Annotated in this window: 17 protein-coding genes; 8 read left to right on the plus strand and 9 right to left on the minus strand. The window is 74.0% G+C overall.

Annotated features, from left to right (window positions below):
- Window positions 1-278: 278 nt before the first annotated feature.
- Both ACFV57_RS40145 and ACFV57_RS40150 read left to right on the plus strand, forming a co-directional pair.
- Window positions 279-1,466, plus strand: a complete 1,188-nt coding sequence (locus tag ACFV57_RS40145; RefSeq protein ID WP_385243399.1) for a cytochrome P450 — start codon at window positions 279-281, stop codon at window positions 1,464-1,466.
- 59 nt (window positions 1,467-1,525) lie between these two features.
- Window positions 1,526-1,720 carry a ferredoxin gene (locus ACFV57_RS40150; protein ID WP_385243401.1) on the plus strand — a complete coding sequence of 65 codons (195 nt, stop codon included), beginning with the start codon at window positions 1,526-1,528 and terminating at the stop codon, window positions 1,718-1,720.
- 102 nt (window positions 1,721-1,822) lie between these two features.
- Here ACFV57_RS40150 and ACFV57_RS40155 read toward each other — a convergent pair whose 3' ends face one another.
- The 6 genes from ACFV57_RS40155 to ACFV57_RS40180 form a co-directional block, all read right to left on the minus strand.
- A complete protein-coding gene (locus ACFV57_RS40155) occupies window positions 1,823-3,754 on the minus strand; it encodes a CocE/NonD family hydrolase (RefSeq protein ID WP_385243404.1) in 1,932 nt (643 codons plus the stop codon).
- Between the two features lie 276 nt (window positions 3,755-4,030).
- The gene (locus ACFV57_RS40160) at window positions 4,031-6,022 is read right to left on the minus strand and encodes a prolyl oligopeptidase family serine peptidase (protein ID WP_385243407.1); all 1,992 of its coding nucleotides are present in this window, start codon (window positions 6,020-6,022) and stop codon (window positions 4,031-4,033) included.
- 121 nt (window positions 6,023-6,143) lie between these two features.
- Window positions 6,144-7,523 carry a M20/M25/M40 family metallo-hydrolase gene (locus ACFV57_RS40165; protein ID WP_385243410.1) on the minus strand — a complete coding sequence of 460 codons (1,380 nt, stop codon included), beginning with the start codon at window positions 7,521-7,523 and terminating at the stop codon, window positions 6,144-6,146.
- Window positions 7,516-8,349 (minus strand): M55 family metallopeptidase, encoded by an 834-nt coding sequence (locus tag ACFV57_RS40170; protein WP_385243457.1) that lies wholly within the window; start codon window positions 8,347-8,349, stop codon window positions 7,516-7,518. Before ACFV57_RS40170 ends, ACFV57_RS40165 begins: the two co-directional genes overlap by 8 nt.
- A 363-nt stretch (window positions 8,350-8,712) precedes the next feature.
- Complete coding sequence (locus ACFV57_RS40175; RefSeq protein ID WP_385243413.1) at window positions 8,713-9,435, minus strand: class I SAM-dependent methyltransferase; 723 nt, start codon at window positions 9,433-9,435, stop codon at window positions 8,713-8,715.
- Between the two features lie 53 nt (window positions 9,436-9,488).
- Entirely contained in the window at window positions 9,489-12,014 is a 2,526-nt protein-coding gene (locus ACFV57_RS40180; RefSeq protein ID WP_385243415.1) for a SpoIIE family protein phosphatase, read from the minus strand.
- A 397-nt stretch (window positions 12,015-12,411) separates the two neighbouring features.
- Here ACFV57_RS40180 and ACFV57_RS40185 point away from each other — a divergent pair, with 397 nt between their 5' ends.
- Both ACFV57_RS40185 and ACFV57_RS40190 read left to right on the plus strand, forming a co-directional pair.
- Window positions 12,412-13,356, plus strand: coding sequence for a helix-turn-helix domain-containing protein (locus ACFV57_RS40185; protein ID WP_385243460.1), 945 nt, complete (start codon window positions 12,412-12,414; stop codon window positions 13,354-13,356).
- 105 nt (window positions 13,357-13,461) lie between these two features.
- Window positions 13,462-14,334 carry a carbohydrate-binding protein gene (locus ACFV57_RS40190; protein ID WP_385243418.1) on the plus strand — a complete coding sequence of 291 codons (873 nt, stop codon included), beginning with the start codon at window positions 13,462-13,464 and terminating at the stop codon, window positions 14,332-14,334.
- A 90-nt stretch (window positions 14,335-14,424) separates the two neighbouring features.
- On the opposite strand, the gene ACFV57_RS40195 is transcribed toward ACFV57_RS40190, so the two are convergent.
- The gene (locus ACFV57_RS40195) at window positions 14,425-16,956 is read right to left on the minus strand and encodes an MFS transporter (RefSeq protein ID WP_385243421.1); all 2,532 of its coding nucleotides are present in this window, start codon (window positions 16,954-16,956) and stop codon (window positions 14,425-14,427) included.
- 282 nt (window positions 16,957-17,238) lie between these two features.
- Complete coding sequence (locus ACFV57_RS40200) at window positions 17,239-17,685, minus strand: SRPBCC family protein (protein WP_385243424.1); 447 nt, start codon at window positions 17,683-17,685, stop codon at window positions 17,239-17,241.
- A 323-nt stretch (window positions 17,686-18,008) separates the two neighbouring features.
- Here ACFV57_RS40200 and ACFV57_RS40205 point away from each other — a divergent pair, with 323 nt between their 5' ends.
- Window positions 18,009-19,061 carry an Rv2578c family radical SAM protein gene (locus ACFV57_RS40205; protein WP_385243427.1) on the plus strand — a complete coding sequence of 351 codons (1,053 nt, stop codon included), beginning with the start codon at window positions 18,009-18,011 and terminating at the stop codon, window positions 19,059-19,061.
- 26 nt (window positions 19,062-19,087) lie between these two features.
- Complete coding sequence (locus ACFV57_RS40210; protein WP_385243430.1) at window positions 19,088-19,666, plus strand: GNAT family N-acetyltransferase; 579 nt, start codon at window positions 19,088-19,090, stop codon at window positions 19,664-19,666.
- Here the strand turns inward: ACFV57_RS40210 and ACFV57_RS40215 are convergent.
- Entirely contained in the window at window positions 19,633-20,259 is a 627-nt protein-coding gene (locus ACFV57_RS40215; RefSeq protein ID WP_385243433.1) for a HEAT repeat domain-containing protein, read from the minus strand. The two genes, ACFV57_RS40210 and ACFV57_RS40215, sit on opposite strands and share 34 nt — an antisense overlap.
- Before the next feature lie 357 nt (window positions 20,260-20,616).
- On the opposite strand from ACFV57_RS40215, the gene ACFV57_RS40220 reads away from it, so the two are divergent.
- Window positions 20,617-22,488, plus strand: a complete 1,872-nt coding sequence (locus tag ACFV57_RS40220) for a 3-hydroxyacyl-CoA dehydrogenase family protein (RefSeq protein WP_385243436.1) — start codon at window positions 20,617-20,619, stop codon at window positions 22,486-22,488.
- Between the two features lie 139 nt (window positions 22,489-22,627).
- Window positions 22,628-23,440, plus strand: a complete 813-nt coding sequence (locus ACFV57_RS40225) for a TetR family transcriptional regulator (protein ID WP_385243439.1) — start codon at window positions 22,628-22,630, stop codon at window positions 23,438-23,440.
- Window positions 23,441-23,454 lie beyond the last annotated feature (14 nt).

A 23,454-nucleotide genomic window follows, 5' to 3' on the forward strand; every position in this document is an offset into this window, starting at 1 on the left:
GGACGGGGGCGACCGGCGGCGGTCGCCCCCGTCCGCTTCTCCCGTCGTGCCCGCGGCCGGAATTGGCTGGTCTGTGCATAGACGCACCCGCGCCCGAGGCATGAAGTGGGAGTGATCCATACCGGACCACACGCGCCCCTACTTCAACTTTCCTCCCCCCACCCCCACCCCTTGCCCCCGCCTCCCGCCCTCACCCGCTCCCGACCGGCCGTCCGACAGCCTGGTCCCAGGAGCCCGGCGGCCCTGCCGTCCGCCAAGCCGTCCCGTCAGGAGACCACATGACCGAGGCTCTGCCCTTCCCCCAGGACCGCACCTGCCCCTACCATCCGCCCGCCGCCTACCAGCCGTTACGCGACGCGCGCCCGCTGTCCCGCGTGACGCTCTACGACGGCCGCACCGCCTGGGTGGTGACCCGCCACGCCGAGGCGCGGGCGCTGCTCACCGATCCGCGCATGTCCGCCAACCGGCAGAACCCGGGGTATCCCGCCTTCAGTCCGGGGTTCGAGATGCTGCGCCAGGTGCGGACCCCGCTGCTGGGGGTCGACGACCCCGAACACAACATGCAGCGCCGGATGCTGATTTCGAGCTTCACCCTCAAGCGCGCCACCGCGATGCGGCCCCGCATCCACGAGATCGTCGACGGGCTGCTGGACACCGTGGAGAAGCAGGGCCCGACGGCGGAGCTGGTGTCCGCCTTCACGCTGCCCGTGCCGTCCATGGTGATCTGCTCCCTCCTGGGCGTGCCGTACGAGGACCACAAGCTCTTCGAGGGCCTGTCCTGCACCCTCCTGCAGAGCAGCGACCCGCAGGAGGTCGCGGCGTCCCAGGCACGGCTGACGGAGTACTTCACCGGCCTGGTGGCCCGCAAGCAGGAGGAGCCGGGCGAGGGCCTGCTGGACGAGCTGATCGCCGAGCGGCTGACCACCGGCGAGATGAGCCATGTCGAGCTGGTGCACATGGCCATGCTCCTGCTGGTGGCGGGCCACGAGACCACCTCCAACATGCTCTCGCTGGGCATCTTCACGCTGCTGGAACACCCGGAGCAGTTCGCCGCGCTGCGCGCCGACGCGTCGCTGATCCCGGACGCGGTGGAGGAACTGATGCGGTATCTGTCGATCGCCGACGGGATGGCGCGGGTGGCGGCCGAGGACATCGAGGTCGACGGCGAGACGATCCGGGCGGGCGACGGCGTCGTCTTCCTGACCTCCCTCGTCAACCGGGACGCCGCGGTCTACGACTCGCCGGAGTCCCTGGACTGGGAGCGCTCCTCCCGCCAGCACATCTCCTTCGGCTTCGGCGTCCACCAGTGCCTGGGCGCGAACCTGGCCCGCGCGACGATGGAGATCGCCTTCGAGGCGCTGTTCGCCCGGTTCCCGGACCTGCGGCTGGCGGTGCCCGCGGCCGAGGTCCCCGCCAAGCCGGGATACACGCTGCAGGGACTGGTCGAACTGCCCGTCACCTGGTAGTCCGGCAGTTGTCCGCACCACCCGGCGCAGGGTCCGCCGCACAACGGGAGAAGGCCGCCATGAAGATCGACATCGACACCTCCGTGTGCATCGGCTCCGGCCAGTGCGCGCTGACCGTACCGGGGGTGTTCACCCAGGACGACGAGGGGCTCAGCACGCTGCTGCCGGGCCGTGCGGACGGCGGGGGCGATCCGCTGGTACGGGAGGCCGTCCGCGCCTGCCCGGTCCAGGCCATTTCGATCTCCGAGGACTGAGCGGCCGGAAACCGGCGACTTTCGGCCAAGGTGCGTCCGGGCCCGGCGGCGCTCCGTTTCCGCCGGGCCCGGAGCCCGGTCCCCCGCCCGCTCCCCGCTCCTCTAGTCCGCCAGCCCCTCGATCTCGCCCAGCCCGTCCAGCGGCTCGCCGACGACCGGCAGTTCGAGCGTCCCCGTGTGCTCGCGGGAGCTGTGTACGGTCACGGGTTTGATCCCGCGGTTGCCGAAGTACGCGGTGTCGCCGGCGGCCATGACCAGGCGCAGCCGGTGCCCCCGCGCGAAGCGGTGCACGATCGCGGGCAGGTCGACGGTGAACTCCCTGGTCACGTCCGGCACCCGGACCGGGGCCACCAGGCGGTGGACGAGGGTCCTGCCGCCCTTCGGCGCGACGTCGTACAGCTTGAGGAAGAGCAGCAGCCGGTCGGCCGCGTCGCCGGAGCGCTGTACCCGCTCGGCCGCGGGGGAACGGACTTCGAGGGTGGCCCGGGGCGCGCCGACCACGTCCACGGGCTGCCCGCGGACCGGCTCGGAGGTCCAGTCCAGGTAGGTGCCCCGGCTGTCGTACGGCTTGGGGTTCGGCAGCCCCAGCAGTTCGGCCATCGAGCTTTCGGAATGGCTGGAGGAGGACATCCGCCAGTTGCGGTACCGGCGGCTGCCCGCGACCACGTCGGCGGGGCTGTCCACGAGCCGTCCGTCACCGGACAGGTACAGCCGCCGCGGGACGCCCACGGGGAAGAGCTCCGAGGTGCCGTACGTCGGTCCGCGCCGCACCCAGTCCCGGTAGTACGCGAACGCCGGCCCGGTGTCGGTGCTCCACTCGTGGCGCAGGTAGCGGCCGAACCAGGCGAGGACGCGGCGTCCGACGTAGCTGTCCTCGAAATTTCCCTTCGCGAGGTCGAGTTCGCCGGGTGCCGGGTCGGCCATGCCGCCGCTGTGGCCCCAGGACTGCCAGATCATGGCGGTGTCGGTGCCCTGCGCCCGGAGGGTCTCGTACGTCGCGGCGGCCTCGTCGAGGTTGAAGAGGGTGTCCGCCTGTCCCTGGACGAGCAGGGTGGGCGTCCGGACCGTGGGGAGGTAGGAGACCGGGGAGACGCTGCGGGCGTAGCGGAGCACGGCGTCCGTACGGGCGGCCGGGTAGCGTCCGGAGTTGAGCAGCTTCTTGGTCTCGCACGCCCGCGCGACGAAGTGCAGGCAGCCCGCGCCGCCGCCGCGTGACGGGTCCAGGCGGGGGTGGAGCAGGCCCTGGGCCTCCCCGATGAGGTAGAAGCCGTTGGTCCACTGGTACTTGTACGCGCCGGGCCACGGCCCCGCCGCGCCGGAGGTGCGGTCGGCGTTGTTCGGGGCCATGGAGTACGCGAGGTCGTGCCAGGTGATCAGCGGGACCAGGGCGTCCAGCCGCTCGTCCGCGGAAGCGGTGGCCAGCTGGATCGCGCCGCCGTAGGAGCCGCCGAACATTCCCACCCGCGGGTCCCCGGGGCCGTCCTTGGTGACGAAGTCGACCCGGGTGCCGTCCCGTGCCGCCCGTGTCCCGGCGAGGAAGTCCAGGAGCCGGCTCGCGGCCCGGCCGTCGACGCGCGGGTCGTCGAGGGAGATCGGGCAGCCGGTACGGCCGAAGCCGAGGCCGGAGTAGGCCAGGGCGACATAGCCGCGGGAGGCGAAGGCGCGGGCGATGGCGTCGGTGGAGCCGTCCGACTTGCTGCCGCCGAACCCGTTGGTGGTCAGGACGGCGGGCGCCGGACGCGCGGCGTCCACCCCCTTGGGGCGGTAGAGGTCGGCGTCCAGCGTGCAGTCGCGGCCACCGACGCGCACCGGCAGCTTCAGGGCCGTGACGGAGTAGCCGGGCCGCGCCGCCCCCGCCGCCCCCGCCGCCCCCGCCGCCCCGGCCGGTTCCGCGGCGGTGACCGGCCCGACGAGCGCGGCGCACGCCGCGAGGCACACGGAGGCGGACAGGGACAGCCGGACGTGCCGCGTGCGCACCGCGCGCCGGACGGGCCGGGACACGGCACCGGGCAGGGCTCTGGACACGCTGGGCACGCAGACCTCCACAAAGGCACGCCGCACCGAGCGCTCGGTGACGGCCGGCTCCTGTCGTGACACCGGTAACAGAGGTGTCGACGCTCGCACCCGGGATTGTCTCCCGGCCACGCCAGGTCCATCCGAAAGGCTCCGCCCGGACCACTCGATGGGCTGCACGAACACCGGAACCCGGCCCGCCCGGACCACTCGTACGAGACCGGCGCCGCCCCAGGTAGCGGGGGCGGCGTCGCTCGTCCGGGTGGCGCGGCAGCCGGGGGAGGCCGCCGCCGTCCGTTACTTGGTCAGTTCCAGTACGGGAACATCCGTACGGTCGATGCCGAAGACCTGGACGTACAGCGACAGTTCCGCCTCCACCGCCCGGACGATGGTGTCCGCCCGGCGGAAGCCGTGGCCCTCGCCCTCGAAGGCCAGGTAGGCGTGGGCGACGCCGTGCCGGCCGACCTCCTGGAGGAAGGGTTCGCACTGGTCGGGCGGGCAGACGGCGTCGTCGAGGCCCTGGAGGAGCAGGAAGGGGGCCGTGATCCGGTCCGCGTGCCGCAGCGGGGAGCGGTCCCGGTAGCGGTCGGGCACCTCGGCGTACGGGCCGATCAGGCTTTCCAGGTACCGCGACTCGAAGTCGTGGGTGCCGTCCACGGTCCAGCCCACCAGGTCGAGGACCGGATAGCTGATCGTGGCGCAGGCGTACAGGCCGGTCGTCACGAGCGAGGCCGCGGCGGTCCAGCCGCCCGCGCTGCCGCCCCTGATCGCCAGCCGGTGGCGGTCGGCGGTGCCCTCGTCGGCCAGGGCCCCGGCGACGGCGGCGCAGTCCTCGACGTCCACCACGCCCCACTGCTCCCGCAGCCGCTCGCGGTAGGCGCGTCCGTAGCCCGTGGAGCCGCCGTAGTTGACCTCGGCGACGCCGATGCCGCGGGAGGTGAAGTAGGCGATCCCCAGGTCCAGTACGAGCGGGGTGCGGCCGGTGGGGCCGCCGTGCGCCCATACGACGTAGGGCGGCAGTTCGCCGTCGGGGGCGCGGTGGCCGGGGCTGTGCGGCGGGTAGATGTGGGCGTGGATGTCGCGGCCGTCGGGGCCGGTGAAGGTGCGGATCTGCGGCTCGGGGTAGTACGCCGGGTCCACCGCGTCGGTGTGCCGGGCCGCGATCACCCGGGCCCGGCCCGTACAGGTGTCCAGTTCGACGAGCTCGAACGCGCTGCGCGGGCTGGCGGCGACGCCGATCACCCGGCTGCCGTGCACGGCCAGCGTGGACGCCCACTCCGTCCACGGTCCGGCCGCGTCCACCAGTTCGCCGCTGACCGGGTCGAGGACGCCGAGCGACATGGCGCCGCGGCCGTGCACCACGGCGATGGTGCCGCCGTCCAGCGGCAGGAACCAGCGCACCCCGAGCTGCCACAGCGGGCCGCCGAACTCCTCCTGCCGGGGCCGGCACAGGCGTCTGCCCGGGGCTCCGGCGGCGTCCGGGTCGGCGCGGCGCAGCTCCCACCAGCCGTCGGCGTCGGAGACGTACAGCAGCGTGCCGTCCGCGTCCCACTCGATCTGCGGTACGGACTCCTCGGCGCCGCCGGCGATCGTCCGTACGCCGGTGAACCCGCCGCCGTCGGTGATGTCGGCGAGCAGCACCTCCGTGCCGTCCCACGGCATCCGCGGGTGGTCCCAGGCGATCCACGCGGCGCGCCGCCCGTCCGGCGAGATCCGCGGGCCGGTGACGAAGCGGTGGCGGTCGTCGCTCAGTTCCCGTACCGCCGCGCGGTCGTCGGCCGCCGAGCCGTCCAGCGGCACCGCGGCGATCACCCGGCGCACATCGGTCGGCCGGGGGCCGGTGAACTCCTCCAGGACGCACCACACCTCGCCGCGGTCGAGGCGCAGGACGGGGTCGGCCCAGCGCAGCCCGCCGCCGACGGCCGAGACGGGCGTCAGCGGACGGGGGCCGGCGTCGCCGTCCGGTGCGTACGCGTACAGCCGCTGGTCGGCGAAGTCGCAGAACACCATGACCGTGCGGCCGTCCGCGTCCACGGCGCCGGCCCAGGGCTGGCCGCCGTACTCCATGACCCGGCTGCGGACGTTCCACGGCGGCGGCAGCGGCGTCTGCTCGGTGCCGTCGGGCCGCCTGCGGACCAGGGCGCGCCGGCCGCCCTCCGCGGGGCGGGCCTCGGTCCACCACACCTCGTCCCCCACCACGCCGACGTACTCGGGCCGGCCGTCGTGCTCGGCGACGAGCCGGGCATCGATCGGGGACGGCCAGGCTCCGTAGGGGGCCGTGGTGACCATGGTGGCGTTCCTCCTCAGGCGTTGGAGCCGCCAAGCCTGTCGTACGCCGGGCCGGGCATCAACCCATACTTTTCGCACAGTGGTCCGCCCTGGCCGAGAACGACCGGTCCGGCCCGGCGGCTCAGCGGAGCTGCGGCCGTCCCGTCGCCGCCGTCAGGAATTCGTCCAGGACCCGCACGCCGAAGTGCAGTGCCTCGACCGGCACGCACTCGTCCACGCCGTGGAACAGCGCCTGGTAGTCGAAGCCCGCGGGCAGCTTGAGCGGCGAGAAGCCGTATCCGGCGATGCCCAGCCGGGAGAACTGCTTGGCGTCCGTGCCGCCCGACATGCAGTACGGGACCACGTGGCCGGCGGGGTCGAAACGCTCGACGGCGGCCCGCATCGCCGCGTACGTCGGCGAGTCGACCGGGGCCTGGAGGGCGACCTCGCCGTGGTCGTACGCCCAGGACACCTCGGGGCCGGTGAGCCGGTCCATGGTGGTGCGGAACTCCGCCTCGCCGCCGGGCACCACCCGCCCGTCCACGTACGCGACGGCGTTGCCCGGGATGACGTTGACCTTGTAGCCGGCCTCCAGCATCGTCGGGTTGGCGCTGTTGCGGACCGTCGGCTCGACCAGCGCGGCCGACGGGCCGAGCTTGCTGAGCAGCGTGTCCACGTCGAAGTCCGGGGCGTCCAGGCGGGCCTCGATGCCGTGCAGGGCGGCCAGTTCGGTGAGTGCCGCGCGCACGGTGTCGGTCAGGCGGACGGGCCAGCGGTGTTCGCCGATACGGGCCACGGCCGCGGCGAGCCGGCTGACCGCGTTGGCGCGGTTGACCTTCGAGCCGTGTCCGGCCTTGCCCTCGGCGGTCAGTTTCAGCCAGGCCGTACCCCGCTCGCCGGCCGCCACCGGATACACCCGCATCCCGCCGCCCGCGTGGAAGGTGAAGGCGCCGGACTCGCTGATGCCCTCCGTACAGCCCTCGAACAGGCCGGGGTGGTGGTCGGCGAGGAAGCCCGAGCCGTCGATGGCGCTGGCCTCCTCGTCGGCCGTGAAGGCCAGGACGAGGTCGCGTTTCGGCCGGACGCCGGTCCGCGCCCACTGCCGGACGACGGCGAGCACCATCGCGTCCATGTTCTTCATGTCCACGGCGCCCCGGCCCCACACGACGCCGTCCTCGACCTCGCCGGAGAACGGGTGCCTGCTCCAGTCGGCGGGCTCGGCGGGCACCACGTCCAGGTGCCCGTGCACGAGCAGGGCCGCGGCGCCCGGGTCCGAGCCCTCGACGCGCGCGACGACGTTCGTACGGCCCGGACTGCGCTCCAGCAGGACCGGCTCCAGACCTGCCTCGGCGAGCCGCTCGGCGACGTACTCGGCCGCCGGGCGCTCCCGGCAGTCGCCGCCGCCGCGGTTGGTGGTGTCGATACGGATCAGGTCGGAGGTGAACCGCACGACCTCGTCGAGGGCCTGTCCGTCCACCGCGTCGCCGGCGCGGTCCGCCGTGTCGTCGGCGCTGTCAGCCATATTGCTCCTCCACCGCCGACGACACGACGGTGGTGACCGTCTTGAAGCAGCGGATCGCTTCGTACATGGTCTCGCTGGTGTACGCGACGCGCCGCTCGCCGGTGCGCTCGGCCCCGGGGACGCAGGTCGCCGTGCCCACCAGGTGCTCGGCGTCGAACTCCAGCTCGACGGTGAACGGGCCGCCGCGCACCGGCTCGGTGCGCACCGCGAGCGGTGCCGCCTCGCGCGCGGCGGCCCTGATGTCCGCCGCCGTACGGGCCGGTGGCCGGCACACGGCCGCGTACCGCGAGACATAGTCCTTGACGGCCACGGCCCGCGCGTCCGGCGCGTACCCGACGGCGTCCTCGCAGGTCCGGTCGTCGCCGGTCACCAGCACCACGGGCACACCGTATTCGGCCACCACCAGGGCGTTGAGGTATCCCTCGCTGGCCCGCGTGCCGTTCACCCACACGCCCGTCAGGGAGTTGGCGAGGTAGGTGTGGGCCAGCACGCCCTCCGTACCGGCACCGGCGTGGTAGCCGAGGAACGCGACCCCGTCCACGTCGCCGTACTGGACGCCCTCGACCATGCTCAGCGCCTTGTGCTTGCCGGTGAGCAGCTGCGCGCGCTCGTCGAGCCGCTCCAGCAGCAGGTTGCGCATGGACCAGTGGGCCTCGTTGACCAGGACCTCGTCGGCGCCGCCGTCGAAGAACCCGGCGACCGCCGCGTTGACGTCGCCGGTGAACACCGGCCGGAACCGCTGCCACTGGGCGTGGCCGGGCAGGACGTCGTCCGGCCACGTCACTCCGGTGGCGCCCTCCATGTCCGCGGAAATGAGTATCTTCACCATGCACCCGTCCCATCACAGCTAGGAGCCGGACCGCTGCGGCACCTGCCCGGCGGGCCACGCCGACGCGCGCCACCGGGCAGGTTTCCCACCATAACGATGACCGGCCGCCGCGCCCCCGACACCGGCCCGAACACGTCCGTACGGCTGGGTCCGGGTGCCGGGCCACACCCCCGCGGCGGCCCGGCACCCGGCCGGGTTCGCTTCCCGGCCGTGCACTTACCGTGCCGCCCGCCATGGGCGCCCCGCATCGCACCTGGGGACGGGACTCCTCCGCCGTACGGGGGAAGCGCGGCGGTACCGGGGGCCGATGCGCGGGCGGCCCCGTCCCCCGGGCGGGCGGCGGCAGGGGTGTCCCGCCGGTCAGCCGGCCGCGCCCGCGACCAGCCAGTTCGTGGGGATCTCGATCCGGGAGCCGTCCGCCCGGTACTCGGTCGTCATCAGCGGCAGCCGGCCGGTGCCGATCACCCGCAGGCCGTAGGCGGCGAGCAGTTCGGGGACGACCGAGTCGGCCATCTCGCCGGGGGCGATGCCGTGCGCGAGGACGGCCCGCAGCTTGCCGGGCGGGCCGTCGGGGCCCTGCGCCAGCGACACGAAGACGTCCTTGGACGCCTCGGCCGGTTCGACGGCGAAGATCCGGCCGCGCCGGCCCAGCAGCGTCGCGAGGTTCTCCACGATCCGGGGGCGGTCCTCGGGGGCGCACTGGTGGAGCACGCCGCGCAGGTACACGTTGGCGTCGCCCAGTTCGCCGTGCAGGGCGCGTACCGCCGCCGGGTCGGCCGCGTCCAGGCGCCGGTATTCGGCCACCCCGGACGGGTCGTCCGCACGGGCGTGGGCGACGGCCGCCGCCGAGAGGTCCACCCCGATCGCGCGCGGGTAGCGCCCCGCCAGGAAGCGGGTCTGGGTGCCGTTGCCGCAGCCCAGGTCGACGACGGGCAGCGCGGCGTCGAAGTGGTCCGCGAAGAGCGGCAGATGGAGCTCGGCCGTCAGGGACGGGTCGGAGTCCCAGAAGACCTCCCCCTCACCGGCGGGCGCGTCCCGCCAGAAGCCTTCCCAGGCCCGCAGGTAGTGGCTCGAAGCGCTCATGGCCCATAGCTACTGCCGTACGCGAGGCCCCCGCAAGCCCGCCGACCGTTCTTTCATGCGATGTTCGAGCCCGGCGTGCGCCCGTTGCGCGACCAGGAGCTTCCGGTATGCGACAGATTCTGCTCGAACCACACCGTTTTGCCGGTCGCCGTCCGGCTCGTACCCCATTCCCGCGCGAGTCTGCTGACCACCCGCAGCCCGCGCCCGAACTCGTCGTCGTCCGCCGCGCTCAGCATCTGCGGCAGGGCGTGGTCGTCGTCCGACACTTCGCACAGCAGGGCTTCCGTACGCACCAGGCGCAGCACCACGTGCTGGGTGTGCGCGTGCCGCACCGCGTTCGTGACGACCTCGCTGACCAGCAGCTCGGCGGTCTCCGATGCCGACTCCAGGCCCCAGCCCGCGAGCTGGGCGCGGACCAGGCGGCGGGCCCGGGCCGCCTCGCGCGCGTCGATGGCCAGCCGCCATTCGGCGACGTCCTCCTGGGCGATCCCGTTGAGCCGCGCCATCAGCAGCGCCACGTCGTCCTTGCGGCCGCCGCGCACGTTGAGCGCGCGGATGATGGCGTCGCAGGCGTCGTCCATCGAGGCGGCCGGGTGGGCGGCGGACTCGGCGAGCGCCGCCAGGCCGACGCCTATGTCCTCGCCCCGCACCTCGACCAGGCCGTCCGTGCACAGCACCAGCCGGTCGCCCGCCGCCACGCGGACCGTGACCGCCTCGAACGGCACGCCGCCGACTCCGATGGGCGCGCCCGTCGGCAGGTCCAGCAGCTCGCTGCGGCCGTCCGCGGCCCGCACCACCACCGGCGGGATGTGCCCGGCGTTGGCGATCACCACCTGCTGGCCGATCGGGTCGTAGACCGCGTACAGGCAGGTGGCGAGGTAGTTGTCGCCGAGCCGCTGCGCGAGGTCGTCCAGGCTGCGCAGCAGCTGCGCCGGGTGCATGTCGATGGCGGCCATGGTCTGCACCGCCGTCCGCAGCTGGCCCATCATCGCGGCCGAGTTCAGTCCGTGGCCCATCACGTCGCCGACGACCAGAGCGGTGCGCGAGCCGGGCAGTTTGATGGTGTCGAACCAGTCGCCGCCGACCCGGCCGAGGCGGGTGCCGGGCAGGTAGCGGGTGGCCGTGTCGCAGCCGGCCATCCGCGGTTCGATGTGCGGCAGCATGCTGTCCTGGAGCGTCTCGGCGACGTTCTCCTGGTAGGTGTACATGCGGGCGTTGTCCAGGACGAGGCCGGCCCGGGCGGCCAGTTCGGCGCCGGTGACCCGGTCCATGTCGTTGAACTCCATGCGCTCCGGATGGCGCAGCAGGATCATGAAGCCCAGGACGACGTTGCGCGCCTTGAGCGGGACCACCAGCAGCGACCGCCGGTTGATCAGCGGGCTGATGTCGCGCTTCTCGAACTGGGCGGCGATCGCGTTGCCCAGCTCCTCGCTGATGCGCGGGATCAGCACCGGCTCACCGGTGGTCATGCACTGGAAGAACGGCGTGTGCACGGGAAAGGGCATCGACTCGCCGACCGGGACGACGTCGTCCCACCGGCCCGGCTCGTCGTTGTGCTCCACCGCGACGCGGTGCCACAGGGTCGTGGCGTCCGGCGGGCCGTCGGGGAAGCCCTCGCCCGCGATGACCTGCTCGCGCAGATACGTGCCGGCGACGTCGGTGAAGCGCGGCACGACGGCCTCGCTGACCTCCTGGATCGTGTGGGAGAGGTCCAGGGACGAGCCGATCCGGCCACTGACCTCGTTCAGGAACTCCAGGCGCTCGCGGACGGCGGCGTATTCGAGGTCGGTCTCCAGCTCCGCCGCGGCCTCGGCGGCGGCCTCGCCGTCCGGCACGCCGCTCGCGTCCCGCAGCAGCCGGGCCCGCCGCTCCACCCGGCGCGGCACGCCCCAGTCCGGGGTGACCGGGAAGCGCTCCTGCTGGCTGATCTCCAGCACCGGATAGCCCAGCTCCAGCACCTGGGAGACGATCCGGGCGCTCTCCTGGGGGCTCATGCTCGGCAGGATCTGCGGCAGTTGGGCGGCGAGCACCTCCGAGCCGGGGAAGTCCGTGTGGAGCGCGAAGCCGGGGGCGAAGCGCTCGCTCTCCTCGGGTCCGACGCTGTCCGGGGCGCCGTGGCCGTGCAGTTGGTCGGCGTCGGCGGCCAGTACGAGCAGGCGCTCCGCACCCGGGCCCACCAGGGGATACGCCCACCACAGGATGTCTATGGTGCCCCGCTCCACGTCCGCCATGCGGGCGCGGCCCGCGGTGGGGTAGCCGGCCCGGCCGCCCAACGACGCCTCCAGATCCGGCCCGTTGCCCCCGCCGTCCGCCGGTTCCTCGTCCCAGTCCTGCGCGGACCACTCCTCCTCGCCGAGCGCGCCGGAGACGGGCATCAGATCGACGGCGGGCGTGCCCACCGCTTCCTCGCGGGCGGGGCCGAAGAGCCTGCGGGCGCCCGTGCTCCAGTGGGAGACCAGTCCGTCGCCGTCCACCACCACTACGGCGAGCGGTATCCGCCCGGGCACGGTGTCCCGTGGCGCCGGCACCTGTGGCACCGCGCCCACCCTGTCGTCGCCGTGCGACGGGCCACGCTCCATGGGCGGTTGCTCCTTCGTACACCGATCTTGCACCACCGCTACCACGGTACGACCGTGGGGTGACGGTGCGGGCGGCATTCACCGAATAGGTGGTGCGCCCCGCGCGAACGACCATGGCGCAAGCCGATCGGTCGCCCCGGGCACCGCTGCCGCCCCTCCCCCACCGTGGCCCCGGGTGCCGGGACCCGGGTGCGGACAGCCGCCACGTAACCGGAACGAGCGGTCCCGGTCGTGGTCTTGCGGGCGCCCGTATGGTGAGGACGTGCCCAGACGGACCGAACAGGTGACCACGAAGGCCCGGCGTGCCGCCACCTCCCGGGCGGGGCGGCGGGCGGGCCCCGCACCGGACGTCTTCGCCCCGTGCGGCGGCAACGACCAGGCCGACGGCCCCGTACCGCTGCACCGCCTCGACGTGCCCGCCCCGCACCTCCTGCCCTTCGCCATCGGCTCCTTCGACACCATCGGCCCCCTCTCCCGCGCCGGGTTCCCGCACCGGCACTCCTTCCACGAGATCGTGTACGTGACGGACGGCACCGGCACCCACGTCCTCGACGAGGACCGCCGGCCACTGCGCCCGCCCCATCTGTTCTTCATCACCCCTGGCCAGGTGCACTACTGGGACCGCGTCACCGGCCTGCGCGGCTGGGTGATCCTGTTCACCGACGACTTCCTGCTGGCCCACCCCGGCGACCGGGACGCGCTGGCGCGGCTGGGCGAGCGCCCGTGGCTGCGGCCCGGGCCCGACGACGCGGCGCGGCTGGCCGGCCTGGTCCGCGAGATGCTGCGGGAGTACGGCGAGCGCGCCCCGTCGTTCACGTCGGTGCTCCAGGCGCAGCTGCACATCCTCATCGCCCGCGGGCTGCGGCTGTCCGCCCCGGACGGCGTGGCGGGGCCGGAGGGCGCGGACGGCCGCGGGGCCGGGTCCGGCTCCCGGGGTACGGACTTCGTGTCGGGCCGGGCCGCCGTGGTCGCGCGGGAGTTCACCCGGCTGCTCGCGCAACCCGGCTCCGCGGGCCGCTCCGTACGGTCCTACGCCGACGAACTGGGCGTCTCCGTGGGGCATCTGGCCGAGCTGGTCAAGCGCAGTACCGGCCGGACTCCGGGACGGCTGATCCGGCACGCGCAGACCGTGGAGGCCAAACGGCTGCTGTCCGGTTCCGACCTGACGGTGTCTCAGGTGGCCCGCCGGGTGGGGTTCGCCGACCCGGCGTACTTCTGCCGATTCTTCCGCCGGGAGACGGGGCTGAGCCCCGGCGACTTCCGCCGCGCCGCGGGCGGCACCGGAGGAATTCACCATGACCCCCGTGCCGAGTCCATCGAAGCGCCGCGGCGGCCCGAATAGCGTCTGACGCCGTCAGCCAGCCCCGGCGGCGAGGACGGCCCCGGCTTCCGCCACCCCGCGTTCGGGGCCCTCCCCGCCCTTCCCCCCTGCTCACAGGAGCGCGCGATGGACGACGAACGCACAGCAGGCGCAGACAGCACGGAGAACAGCATAGAAACCGGACACGAAGGCGGTCAGCGCAGAAGAATCAGCCGCAAGAACGTGCTCAAGGCGGCCGTCGCGGCCGTGCCGCTGCCGCTGCTGCTCGGCGGCGCCGCCCTGGCCCGGGACACCAAGCCCGCCGACGGCCCGCTCGCCCCCACCCCGTACTGCGACGACGGTGACGACCCCACGCCGCCGCAGATGGAAGGCCCGTACTTCAAGCCGAACTCGCCGCTGCGGGACTCGCTGATCCAGCCCGGCACGCAGGGCACCCGGCTCACCGTGAGCGGGTTCGTCTTCGGCCTGACCTGTCAGCCGCTGGCCAACGTCCTGCTGGACTGGTGGCAGGCGGACGTCAACGGCGCGTACGACAACGTCGGGTTCCGCTTCCGCGGGCACCAGTTCACCGACCAGCGCGGCGCGTTCAAGCTCACCACGATCGTGCCGGGCCTCTACCCGGGCCGCACCCGGCATCTGCACGTGAAGCTGCAGGCACCGAACCAGCCGATCCTCACCACGCAGCTCTACTTCCCCGGCGAGCCGCGTAACAACACCGACCCCCTCTTCAACCCCGCGCTGCTGATGAACGTGCGGCAGAACGGCTCGGCCAAGGAGGCGTCGTTCGACTTCGTCCTGCGGGTGCGGGGGTCCTCCACCCCCGGCCCGACCCCCACGGGCAAGCCGACCACGCCCGGCGGCACCTGGGCCACCGGAACCGACTACCGCACGGGTGACCAGGTCACGTACGACGGGGCCGCGTACACGTGCCTGCAGCCGCACACCGCGCGCGACGGATGGGAGCCGCCGGCCGTCCCGGCGCTGTGGCGCCGCGCCTGACCCGGGGCGGCCGGTGCTCCGGCCCGCGTACCCGGGCCGGGCAGGCCGGTGCCGGTCCGGGTGACCGGCCGGCACCGGCCGGGCGGGCGGTCAGTACCCGAGCTGGAGGTCGCGCTCGGTACGGCCGCCGCCCGTGACCTGGAGGACCGTCGCCACCGGCGGATAGCCCGCCGCGACGACGGTGTACTCGCCCGCCGACAGGTCGACGAAGCGGAACAGTCCGTCCGGGCCGGTGATCGCGGTGTCCACCACGTTGCCGGCCGCGTCCAGCAGCGTGACGCGGGCGTCCTCGACGGGGCGCCCGCCACCGGCCCGTACGGTTCCGCGCAGCACCGCTCCGCCCGCCAGCTCGATGTCCTGCCGGGACTCCCGGTTCGCGTCGACGGTGACCGGCAGGGCGGCGGGGCGGTGCGCGGGGGAACTCGCGGCGAGGGTGTAGTCGCCGGCCACCAGCTCCGTGAGGACGTAGCCGCCCTCGCGTCCGCTGCGGCCGGTGGCGACGACCTCGCCGCGGACGTCCGTGAGCGTGACCGCGGCGTCGCGCACCGGTGTGCCGTCGGCGGTGGTGACCGCGCCGGTCAGCCGCCCGGCGCCGCCGAGCACCACATCGAGGCCGAACGGCCGCTCGCCGACCGTGACGGCGAGCGCCTGCGGCCGGTGCCCGCCGGCGGACGCGATCAGTACGTACGCGCCGGAGCCGGGCGCGGCGAGCGCGTACCGGCCGTCCTCGCCCGTCGCCCCGCGCGCCACCTGCCGGCCGTCGGCGCCGATGAGGGTGAGCGCGGCGCTGGGCAGTGTGCTGCCGTCGCGGTGCCGGACCGTGCCGCACATCGGGACGCCGGGTACGGACGGATCGCCGGCGGCCGGCGGATGCGGGTACGGATACGGCGCGCGGTCCGGTTCCGGGCGCTCCGGAGGGCCGGGGACGGCCGCCTCGGTACGGGCCTGCGGAACGGAGACCGCGTCCCGCTGCCCGGTGTACGGGGGGATCGGCACGGGCGAGAAGTGCGAGGCGTGGGACACCAGGGGTTTCTCTTTCAGGAAGACGGCGAGCAGCAGGCCCAGGAGGAGCACCGGCAGGAGGTAGAGGAAGACGCGTGGCACGGTGTGCGCGTAGGCCGCGGCCGGGCTGTCGCGCAGGGCGTCCGGGACGGCGTCCATCAGGCGCGGGACGAGCGACTCCGGCTCGGCGGCGCGCCGGGCGGTTCCGGGCAGGCCGTGGGCTCCGGGCGGGACGTGGGCTCCGGTCAGGCCGTGGGTGGGGCGCCCGGCGAGCCGGTCGGCGAGGAAGGTGGCGAAGAGGGCCGCGGCGACGCAGCCGCCGAGCTGCCGGAGCGTGGTGTGGGTGCCGGTCAGGGGAGTGAGTCCGGCGGGGCGTACGCGATTGCGTACGGAGTCGCGAACGGCCCGTACAAGCGCCGGCAGCACGCAGCCGATGCCCAGGCCCAGCGCCCCCGTCCCGAGGGCGTGCAGGGGCCGCCCGGCGTCCTGGGGCACCCGGCACAGCAGCCCCATCGCGCCGCCCGCCAGCACACAGCCCAGGACCGGGAACAGGCGGTGGCGGCCCGTACGGCGGACGAGGTGGCCGCAGAGGGCGGCGCCGAGCGCGACACCGGCCGTCGCGGGCAGCATCAGCAGGCCGGACCGGGCCGGCGACGCCCCTTCGGTCACCGGGAGGAAGGTCGGCAGGTAGCCGGCGGTGCCGAAGAGCGCGATGCCCAGGACCGCGCCGACCAGGCCCGGGAGGGCGAACACCGTGTCGCGGAAGAGGCGGAGCGGCAGCAGCGGGTCGGTGACGAAGTACTCGACGGCGAGGAACAGCAGGGCGGTGCCGAACGCGCCCAGCCCGAGGCCGAGGGCGGTCCGCGAAGTCCAGGCGTGCTCCGTTCCGCCCCAACTGGCCAGCAGCGCGAGAAAGGCGGCACAGGCGGCGAGCAGCAGCACGCCCGCCGGGTCCGGCCGGCGCCGTACGGCGGGCCTGGGCAGCCTCGGCACGAACGCGGACACGAGCAGTGCCAGGACGCCGAAGGGCACCCCCGCGAAGAAGCACCAGCGCCAGGAGGCGTGGTCGGTGAGGTAGCCGCCGAGCAACGGCCCGCCCGCGCAGGCGATTCCGCAGACGGCGCCGGACAGCGCCACGAACCGGCCACGCAGGGCCGGGGGCACGAGGACGGCCAGCACCGCCTGGACGCCGATCACCAGGCCCCCGGCTCCGGCGCCCTGGAGTGCGCGGAAGGCGGTCAGTTCGCCCAGGGAGTGCGCACGGCCGGCCAGGACCGCGCCCGCGGTGAACAGGAGGGCGGCGAGGACGAGGGCGGGCTTGCGGCCGATGACGTCGCCCAGCTTGCCGTGGAGGGGCAGGCCGGCCGCGGCGGCGAACAGGTAGGCGGTCAGTACCCAGGACACCGTGTCCGGGCCGGGCAGGTCGGCGGCGATCCGCGGGAGCGCGGTGACGGGCGCCGTCGCGCCCAGGGCCACCGGCAGCAGGGCCGTCAGCAGGCCGAAGAGGAGGGCCGGTGCCCCGCGGGGGCCGAGCGGGCCGCCGCCGTCGTCCGGCCGGGCCGGACGGGCGTCCGGTGCCGCCGCCCATCGCCCCTGTTCGGTCACGGTGGTACCGCCCACGTAAAGCTCCCCTCGTCACGCCTGCGCCGCCGCCCCTTTCTCGCACCGGGCGACGACGGCGTTCAAGCGCGGGGAGCGGGGTGACACGGGGGCCAACTGCGGTGCCGGGGGCACCCGTCAGGCGCCCATCAGGCGTTTCCCGGAGGTGGCGGTACGTTCCGGCACGGACGGCAGGCCGACGGAAACCACCCGAACCGGTGAGCGTCGCCGGGGCTCCTCGGGGAGACGCGGCGACGCGCGGCCCGCCGACGGGGACACCGGCCCGTCGGCGGGGACGTCCGGCTACTTCTGCTCCGTCTCCTTGGCGAGGTTGGCGAGCACCTCGTCGTAGATGCGGCCCAGCCCCTTCGGCGCGAAGGTCCGCTCGAAGAAGCCGCCGATGCCGCTCGCGCCCTGCCAGGTCGTGGTGACGACGACATTGGCGCGGTCCTGGCCCGCCGGGGTGACCACCCAGGTCGTCACCATCGAGGAGTTGCGGTCCTTCTCCACCAGCTGCCCGTCGGTCGGCTCGTCGACCTCCAGCAGGCAGTCGCGCACCCGCTTGCTCGTGGCCTGCAGCTTCCAGTGGACGAGGGTGCCCTTGCCGTCGCCGCCCTCGCGCACCTCGTACTCGCTGAAGTGCTCGGGCAGCAGCTTGCGGCGCGTACCGCTGTAGTCGGCGAGCGCGTCGAACACGTCCTCCGGGTCCGCCGCGATCTCGCGCTGCGTGGTGGCCTCGACCTGGCCCATGTGTCTCTTCCTCCGGTGCTCGTCTGCTGTTCCCGCGGCCCCGCGGGCCGTACCGGCGCCGCGCCGTGCCGCAGTGGGCACCACCTTAGGCGCGGCCCGGGCCCGCGGGTGCCCGGGCCGGACGCACCGGTGTCCGGGCCGTCCGGCGCGCCGGGAGCGGCTTGACAGACATCATGGGAACAGTTGTTCTATTATCGAATCCGGACCGCTTCCCCCGGCGCCGTGCCCGGCCCGGGGACCGGGCGCCCCAGCGGGGAGCCGGAGCGCCGAAGGACAGTCGAGGAAACACCGCCGGGGGGCCGAGGGACTCAGGAGGAAGCGCGATGCGCTGGGAGAATCTGGGCGAGCAGTCCGCCGCTCTCTTCGGCACGGACGTCGTCAGCCGGACGGTCGACACCCCCGAATTCCGCGGGATCACCTTCCACGAGGTGCGCGCCCGGTCGATCATCAACCAGGTACCGGGCGCCTCCCGGATGCCGTTCGAACGGACGGTGAACCCGTACCGCGGCTGCTCGCACGCCTGCGTGTACTGCTTCGCCCGCAAGACCCACGGCTATCTCGACCTCGACACCGGGCTGGGCTTCGACTCCCAGATCGTGGTGAAGGTCAACGCGCCCGAGCTGCTGCGGCGCGAGCTGGCCGCGCCGCGCCGGCGCGGCGAGCACATAGCGATGGGCACCAACGTCGATTGTTACCAGCGGGCCGAGGGTCGCTACCGGCTGATGCCCGGGATCATCGCCGCCCTGCGCGACCACGCCAATCCGTTCTCCATCCTCACCAAGGGCACCCTGATCCTGCGCGACCTGGACCTGCTGCGGCAGGCCGCCGCGGTCACCGACGTCGGCGTCTCGGTCTCGGTCGGCTTCGTCGACCGCGAGCTGTGGCGCACCGTCGAGCCCGGCACGCCCGCGCCGGAACGCCGCCTGGACGTGGTCCGCACACTGGCGCGGCACGGCATCCCGGCCGGGGTGCTGATGGCGCCGGTGATCCCCTTCCTCGGCGACTCCCCCGAGCAGCTGCGGGCGACCGTCCGGGCCGTCGCGGCGGCCGGTGCCACGGCCGTGACCCCGCTCGTCCTGCATCTGCGGCCGGGCGCCCGCGAGTGGTTCATGGCCTGGCTGGCGCGGCACCACCCGCATCTGGTGCGGCGCTACGAGCGGATGTACGCGGACAGCGCGTACGCCCCCAAGTGGTACCAGCGCCGGATCACGCGCCAGGTGCACGAGCTGGCCGCCGAATACGGCATCGGCCCCACCCACCCCGCCGAGCACCGCCGCATCACCCGTCCCACCCCGCCCGCGCCATCCCGGAAACCCGCCGACCCGCCACCGGCACACGACCCCGCTCCCGGCCACACACAACTGGCCCTCCTGTAGCCCGGCGCCGCGCCCATGATGGAGCGATGCGGATACGGGACATGGCACAGGACGACATCGACGCGGTGGCGGCCATCCGGATACGCGGCTGGCAGGCCGCCTACGCGGGGCTGATGCCGCAGGCGTATCTGGACGGGCTGAGCGTCGCCGAGGACGCGGCCGGGCGGCGCGGATTCTTCGCCACGCGGCCGCCCGGTGTGGTCAGTCTCGTGGCGGAGCGGGACGGCGCCCTGGTCGGCTGGGCAGCATTCGGGCCCGTCCGCGCCACCGCCGGAGAAACGTCACGGCCCGCGTCCGAGGGCGAGCTGTACGCCCTGTACCTGCCGCCCGAGCACATCGGCACGGGAATCGGAGGCGCCCTGATGGACGCCTGCCTGGCGCGCGCCGGGCGCGGCGGCTTTCGCACGCTGTGCCTGTGGGTGCTCAAGGGCAACGCGCGCGCCCGGCGCTTCTACGAGCACGCCGGTTTCCGGGCCGACGGTGCCGAAGAGGCGTACGAGGTCGCGGGCGTCGCCGTACCGGAGGTGCGCTACCTACGGCAGCTCGCCCCGGCCGGGGACGGCACCCCCGCTCACGGCCCGGACCGGCCTTCCGGCTCCTCCTGAACGCCCAGGCGGGCGAGGGAGGCCGCCGCCGCGGCGGCCAGGCGCGGGTGGTCACGGGCCGCGGCCAGGGCCGGTACGGCGCGGCGGTCGCCCAGGGCGCCCAGGCCTTCGACGCAGGCGAGCGCCACCCGCCAGTACGGGTTGTGCGGCGTGAGCAGGCGTTCCAGGGTCGCGATCAGGGCCGGTACGGATTCGGGGGCGCGCAGTTCGGCGAGCAGGCGGACGGGGTGCAGGGCGTAGGCCGTACGCAGCGGGTTGGTGGCCAGGGCGGCGGCGGCGCGGGCCGTGCGCGGGTCGCCGAGGCGGCCGAGGGCGTGGGCGGCGGTGGCGCAGCGCACGGGGTCGCGGTAGTTCAGGAGCAGGACGAGCGTCTCGAAGGCGCGGCGGTCGCCCGCGGTCCCCAGGATGAACGCCGCGATCTCCCGCGCCCACAGGGGGCGCTCGACGGCGGTGAGCACCCGGGCCAGTTCCTCGCGCCCCGCCGGGGTGTTCTTGCGCGCCAGCCCGAGCAGCCGCTCGTAGGCGACGAGGTCCTGCGGGGAGCGGAGTTCGGCACGCACCCGGTCCGTCAACTCGTGGAATTCATCTTCCATTTGCCACTCCCCTCCCGCGGATTCATCACGGTACGTGCGACGTGGCCCGGGCCACAGCCTAAATCCCGGCGCCACCCCTGGCGCTCCTGGTTACCGGCGAGTTAATCTGCTGAGCACGGGCAGTACCCCTGTCCGGGCGGCCTGGTGACGCAGCCGCCACAGCGTGCCGTCGGTTCGGCGTCCAGCACGACGCTCACGGCGCGGCCCCGGGACAGGGCCCGCCGCGGCAACACCCGCCTCGTACATGCCTGTTGTGTATGTGCCCGGCCCCTCCTCAGTCGTCACTTCCCGTCTGCGCACCCGGGCCCCGCTCCACGGGAGCCCCTTCGCACGGGATCCACTCTCTGGAGTCTCGCGATGGACCGTAAGTCCACCCCTGACCTCTCAACCGATGTCTCCACTGTCCCCAAGGCCTCCACCTCCTCCACCGGCTCTTCGCCCGCCGGGGCGCCCCAGGCCCTCGCCACCGTGGCCGTCGTCGGCCTCGGCACGATGGGCGCCGGAATCGCCGAGATCCTCACCCGCGCGGGCCGCGAGGTGATCGGCATCGACATCGACGACGCCGCCGCCCGCCGGGCCGTCGCGACGCTGGAGGCGTCCACCGCGCGGGCCGTGCGCCGCGAGCGGGTCACCGAGCGCGAGCGGCAGGACGTCCTGGCCCGGTTCCGTACGTTCCGCGACCTCCAGGCCGCCGCCGAGGCGGATCTCGTCATCGAGGTCGTGCCGGAGGACTACGGGCTCAAGCGGCAGGTCCTCACCGCGCTGGACGCCGTCGTACGGCCCGACACCATCCTCGCCACCGGCACCAACGCGCTGTCCGTGACCCGGCTCGCCGCCGACTCCGCGCACCCCGAACGCGTCCTGGGCCTGCACTTCTTCAACCCGGCGCCCGCCATGAAGCTGGTCGAGGTGGTCTCCTCCGTACTGACCGCGCCGACCGCCGTCACGGCGGTCACCGAGCTGGCCCGCGAGCTGGGCAAGGACCCGATCGCGGTCGGCGACCGGCCCGGCTTCGTCGCCGACGGGCTGCTGTTCGGCTACCTGAACCAGGCCGCCGCGATGTACGAGTCCCGGTACGCGACCCGCGAGGACATCGACGCCGCGATGAAGCTGGGCTGCGGCCTGCCGATGGGCCCGCTGGCGCTGCTGGACCTGATAGGCGTGGACACCGCCCGTACGGTCCTGGAGGCCATGTACGCCGCCTCCCGCGACCGGCTGCACGCGCCGGCGCCCATCCTGGGCCAGCTCGCCGAGGCGGGGCTGACCGGCCGCAAGGCGGGCCGCGGCTTCTACACGTACGAGGCGCCGGGCAGCGCGGTGGTCGTGCCGGACGGCCGCTCGCCGGGCGAGACCCACGAACCGGCCGCCGGGCGCACGGTGCGCAGCGTCGGCGTGGCCGGTTCCGGGACGATGGCGAGCGGGATCGCCGAGGTGTTCGCCAAGGCCGGTTTCCAGGTGGTGCTGGCGGCCCGCAGCCTGGAGAAGGCGGAGGCGGCCAAGGCGCGGATCGCCGAATCCCTGGACCGCTCGGTGGCCAAGGGGCGGCTGACCGCCGAGGCGCGCGACACGGCCCTCGCGGCGGTGACCGCGGCCGGGTCGCTGGACTCCTTCGCCGACGTGGACCTGGCGGTCGAGGCGGTCGCCGAGGACCTGGGGATCAAGCAGCAGCTGTTCGCCACCCTGGACAAGGTGTGCAAGCCGGGCGCCGTCCTGGCCACGACGACCTCCTCGCTGCCCGTGGTGGCCTGCGCGCGTGCCACCTCGCGCCCGCAGGACGTGATCGGGATGCACTTCTTCAACCCGGCGCCGGCGATGAAGCTGGTGGAGGTCGTACGGACGGTGCTGACCTCGGACGACGTGCACGCGACGGTGCGCGCGGTGTGCGCCCGGGTCCGCAAGCACCCGGTGGACTGCGGCGACCGGGCCGGGTTCATCGTCAACGCGCTGCTGTTCCCGTACCTGAACAACGCGGTCAAGATGGTCCAGGAGCACTACGCGACCCCGGACGACATCGACGCCGCGATGAAGCTGGGCGGCGGCTACCCGATGGGCCCGTTCGAACTGCTGGACGTGGTGGGCCTGGACGTGTCGCTGGCCATCGAGAAGGTGCTGCACGCCGAGTTCCGCGATCCTGGCCTGGCGCCGGCGCCGCTGCTGGAACATCTCGTCGCCGCGGGCTGCCTGGGCCGCAAGACCGGCCGCGGCTTCCGTGAGTACGCCCGGCGCTGACGCGTGGCGGACGGCACGGCCGCCGGCCGGCGGCGGATGGGGCGGGCTGCTGGAACCCTCCGGCGGCCCGCGCCCGGGCGAAGGGGCCCGTGCGACGGCTGATGCCGCAGGCCGCGGGAATATGCAGTACCGTCCCCACATGTCCCAGCCCGCCCGTACGCAGCCGTCCGACGGATCCGAACCCACCACGCCCGGCACCCGCCGGGCCGCCGCCCAACGCCTGAAGATGCGCCGCGAACTGGCGACCGCCGCGATGGAACTGTTCGCCGCCAAAGGCTACGAAGCCACGACGGTCGACGAGATCGCGGCCGCGGCCGGCGTCGCCCGCCGCACGTTCTTCCGTCACTTCCGCTCCAAGGAAGAGGCGATCTTCCCGGACCACGACGACACCCTCGTACGGGCCGAGGCCGTCCTGGACGCCGCGCCGGCGCACGAGAACCCGCTCGACACGGTCTGCCGGGGCATCAAGGAAGTCATGCGGATGTACGCGGCGTCCCCCGCGGTCTCCGTGGCGCGCTACCGGCTGACCCGCGAGGTCCCCACCCTCCGCGAGGCCGAGATCGCCTCGGTGGCCCGCTACGAACGGCTCTTCACCCGCTACCTCCTCGGGCACTTCGACGAGGGCGCCCACCACGAGGGCGACGACGACCCGCTGCTGGCGGAGGTCGCGGCGTCCGCGGTCGTCACCGCGCACAACCACGTCCTGCGGCGCTGGCTGCGGGCGGGCGCCGAGGGGGACGTGGAGGCGCAGCTCGACCACGCCTTCGGGATCGTCCGCGCCACCTTCGGCACGGGCATCGGCGCGGGCCGCGCCCTGGGCGGGGACAACCACCAGGAGCCCCCGGCGCGGGCGGCGAAGCGGGGCGAGGTACTGGTGACGGTGGCGCGTACGGACGCGCCGCTGGACGAGGTCATGCGCACGATCGAAAAGGCGCTCAAGCAGCGGTCCTGAGCCCCGGTACGGCG

This window comes from Streptomyces sp. NPDC059788, from assembly GCF_042732265.1.
Lineage (GTDB): Bacteria > Actinomycetota > Actinomycetes > Streptomycetales > Streptomycetaceae > Streptomyces.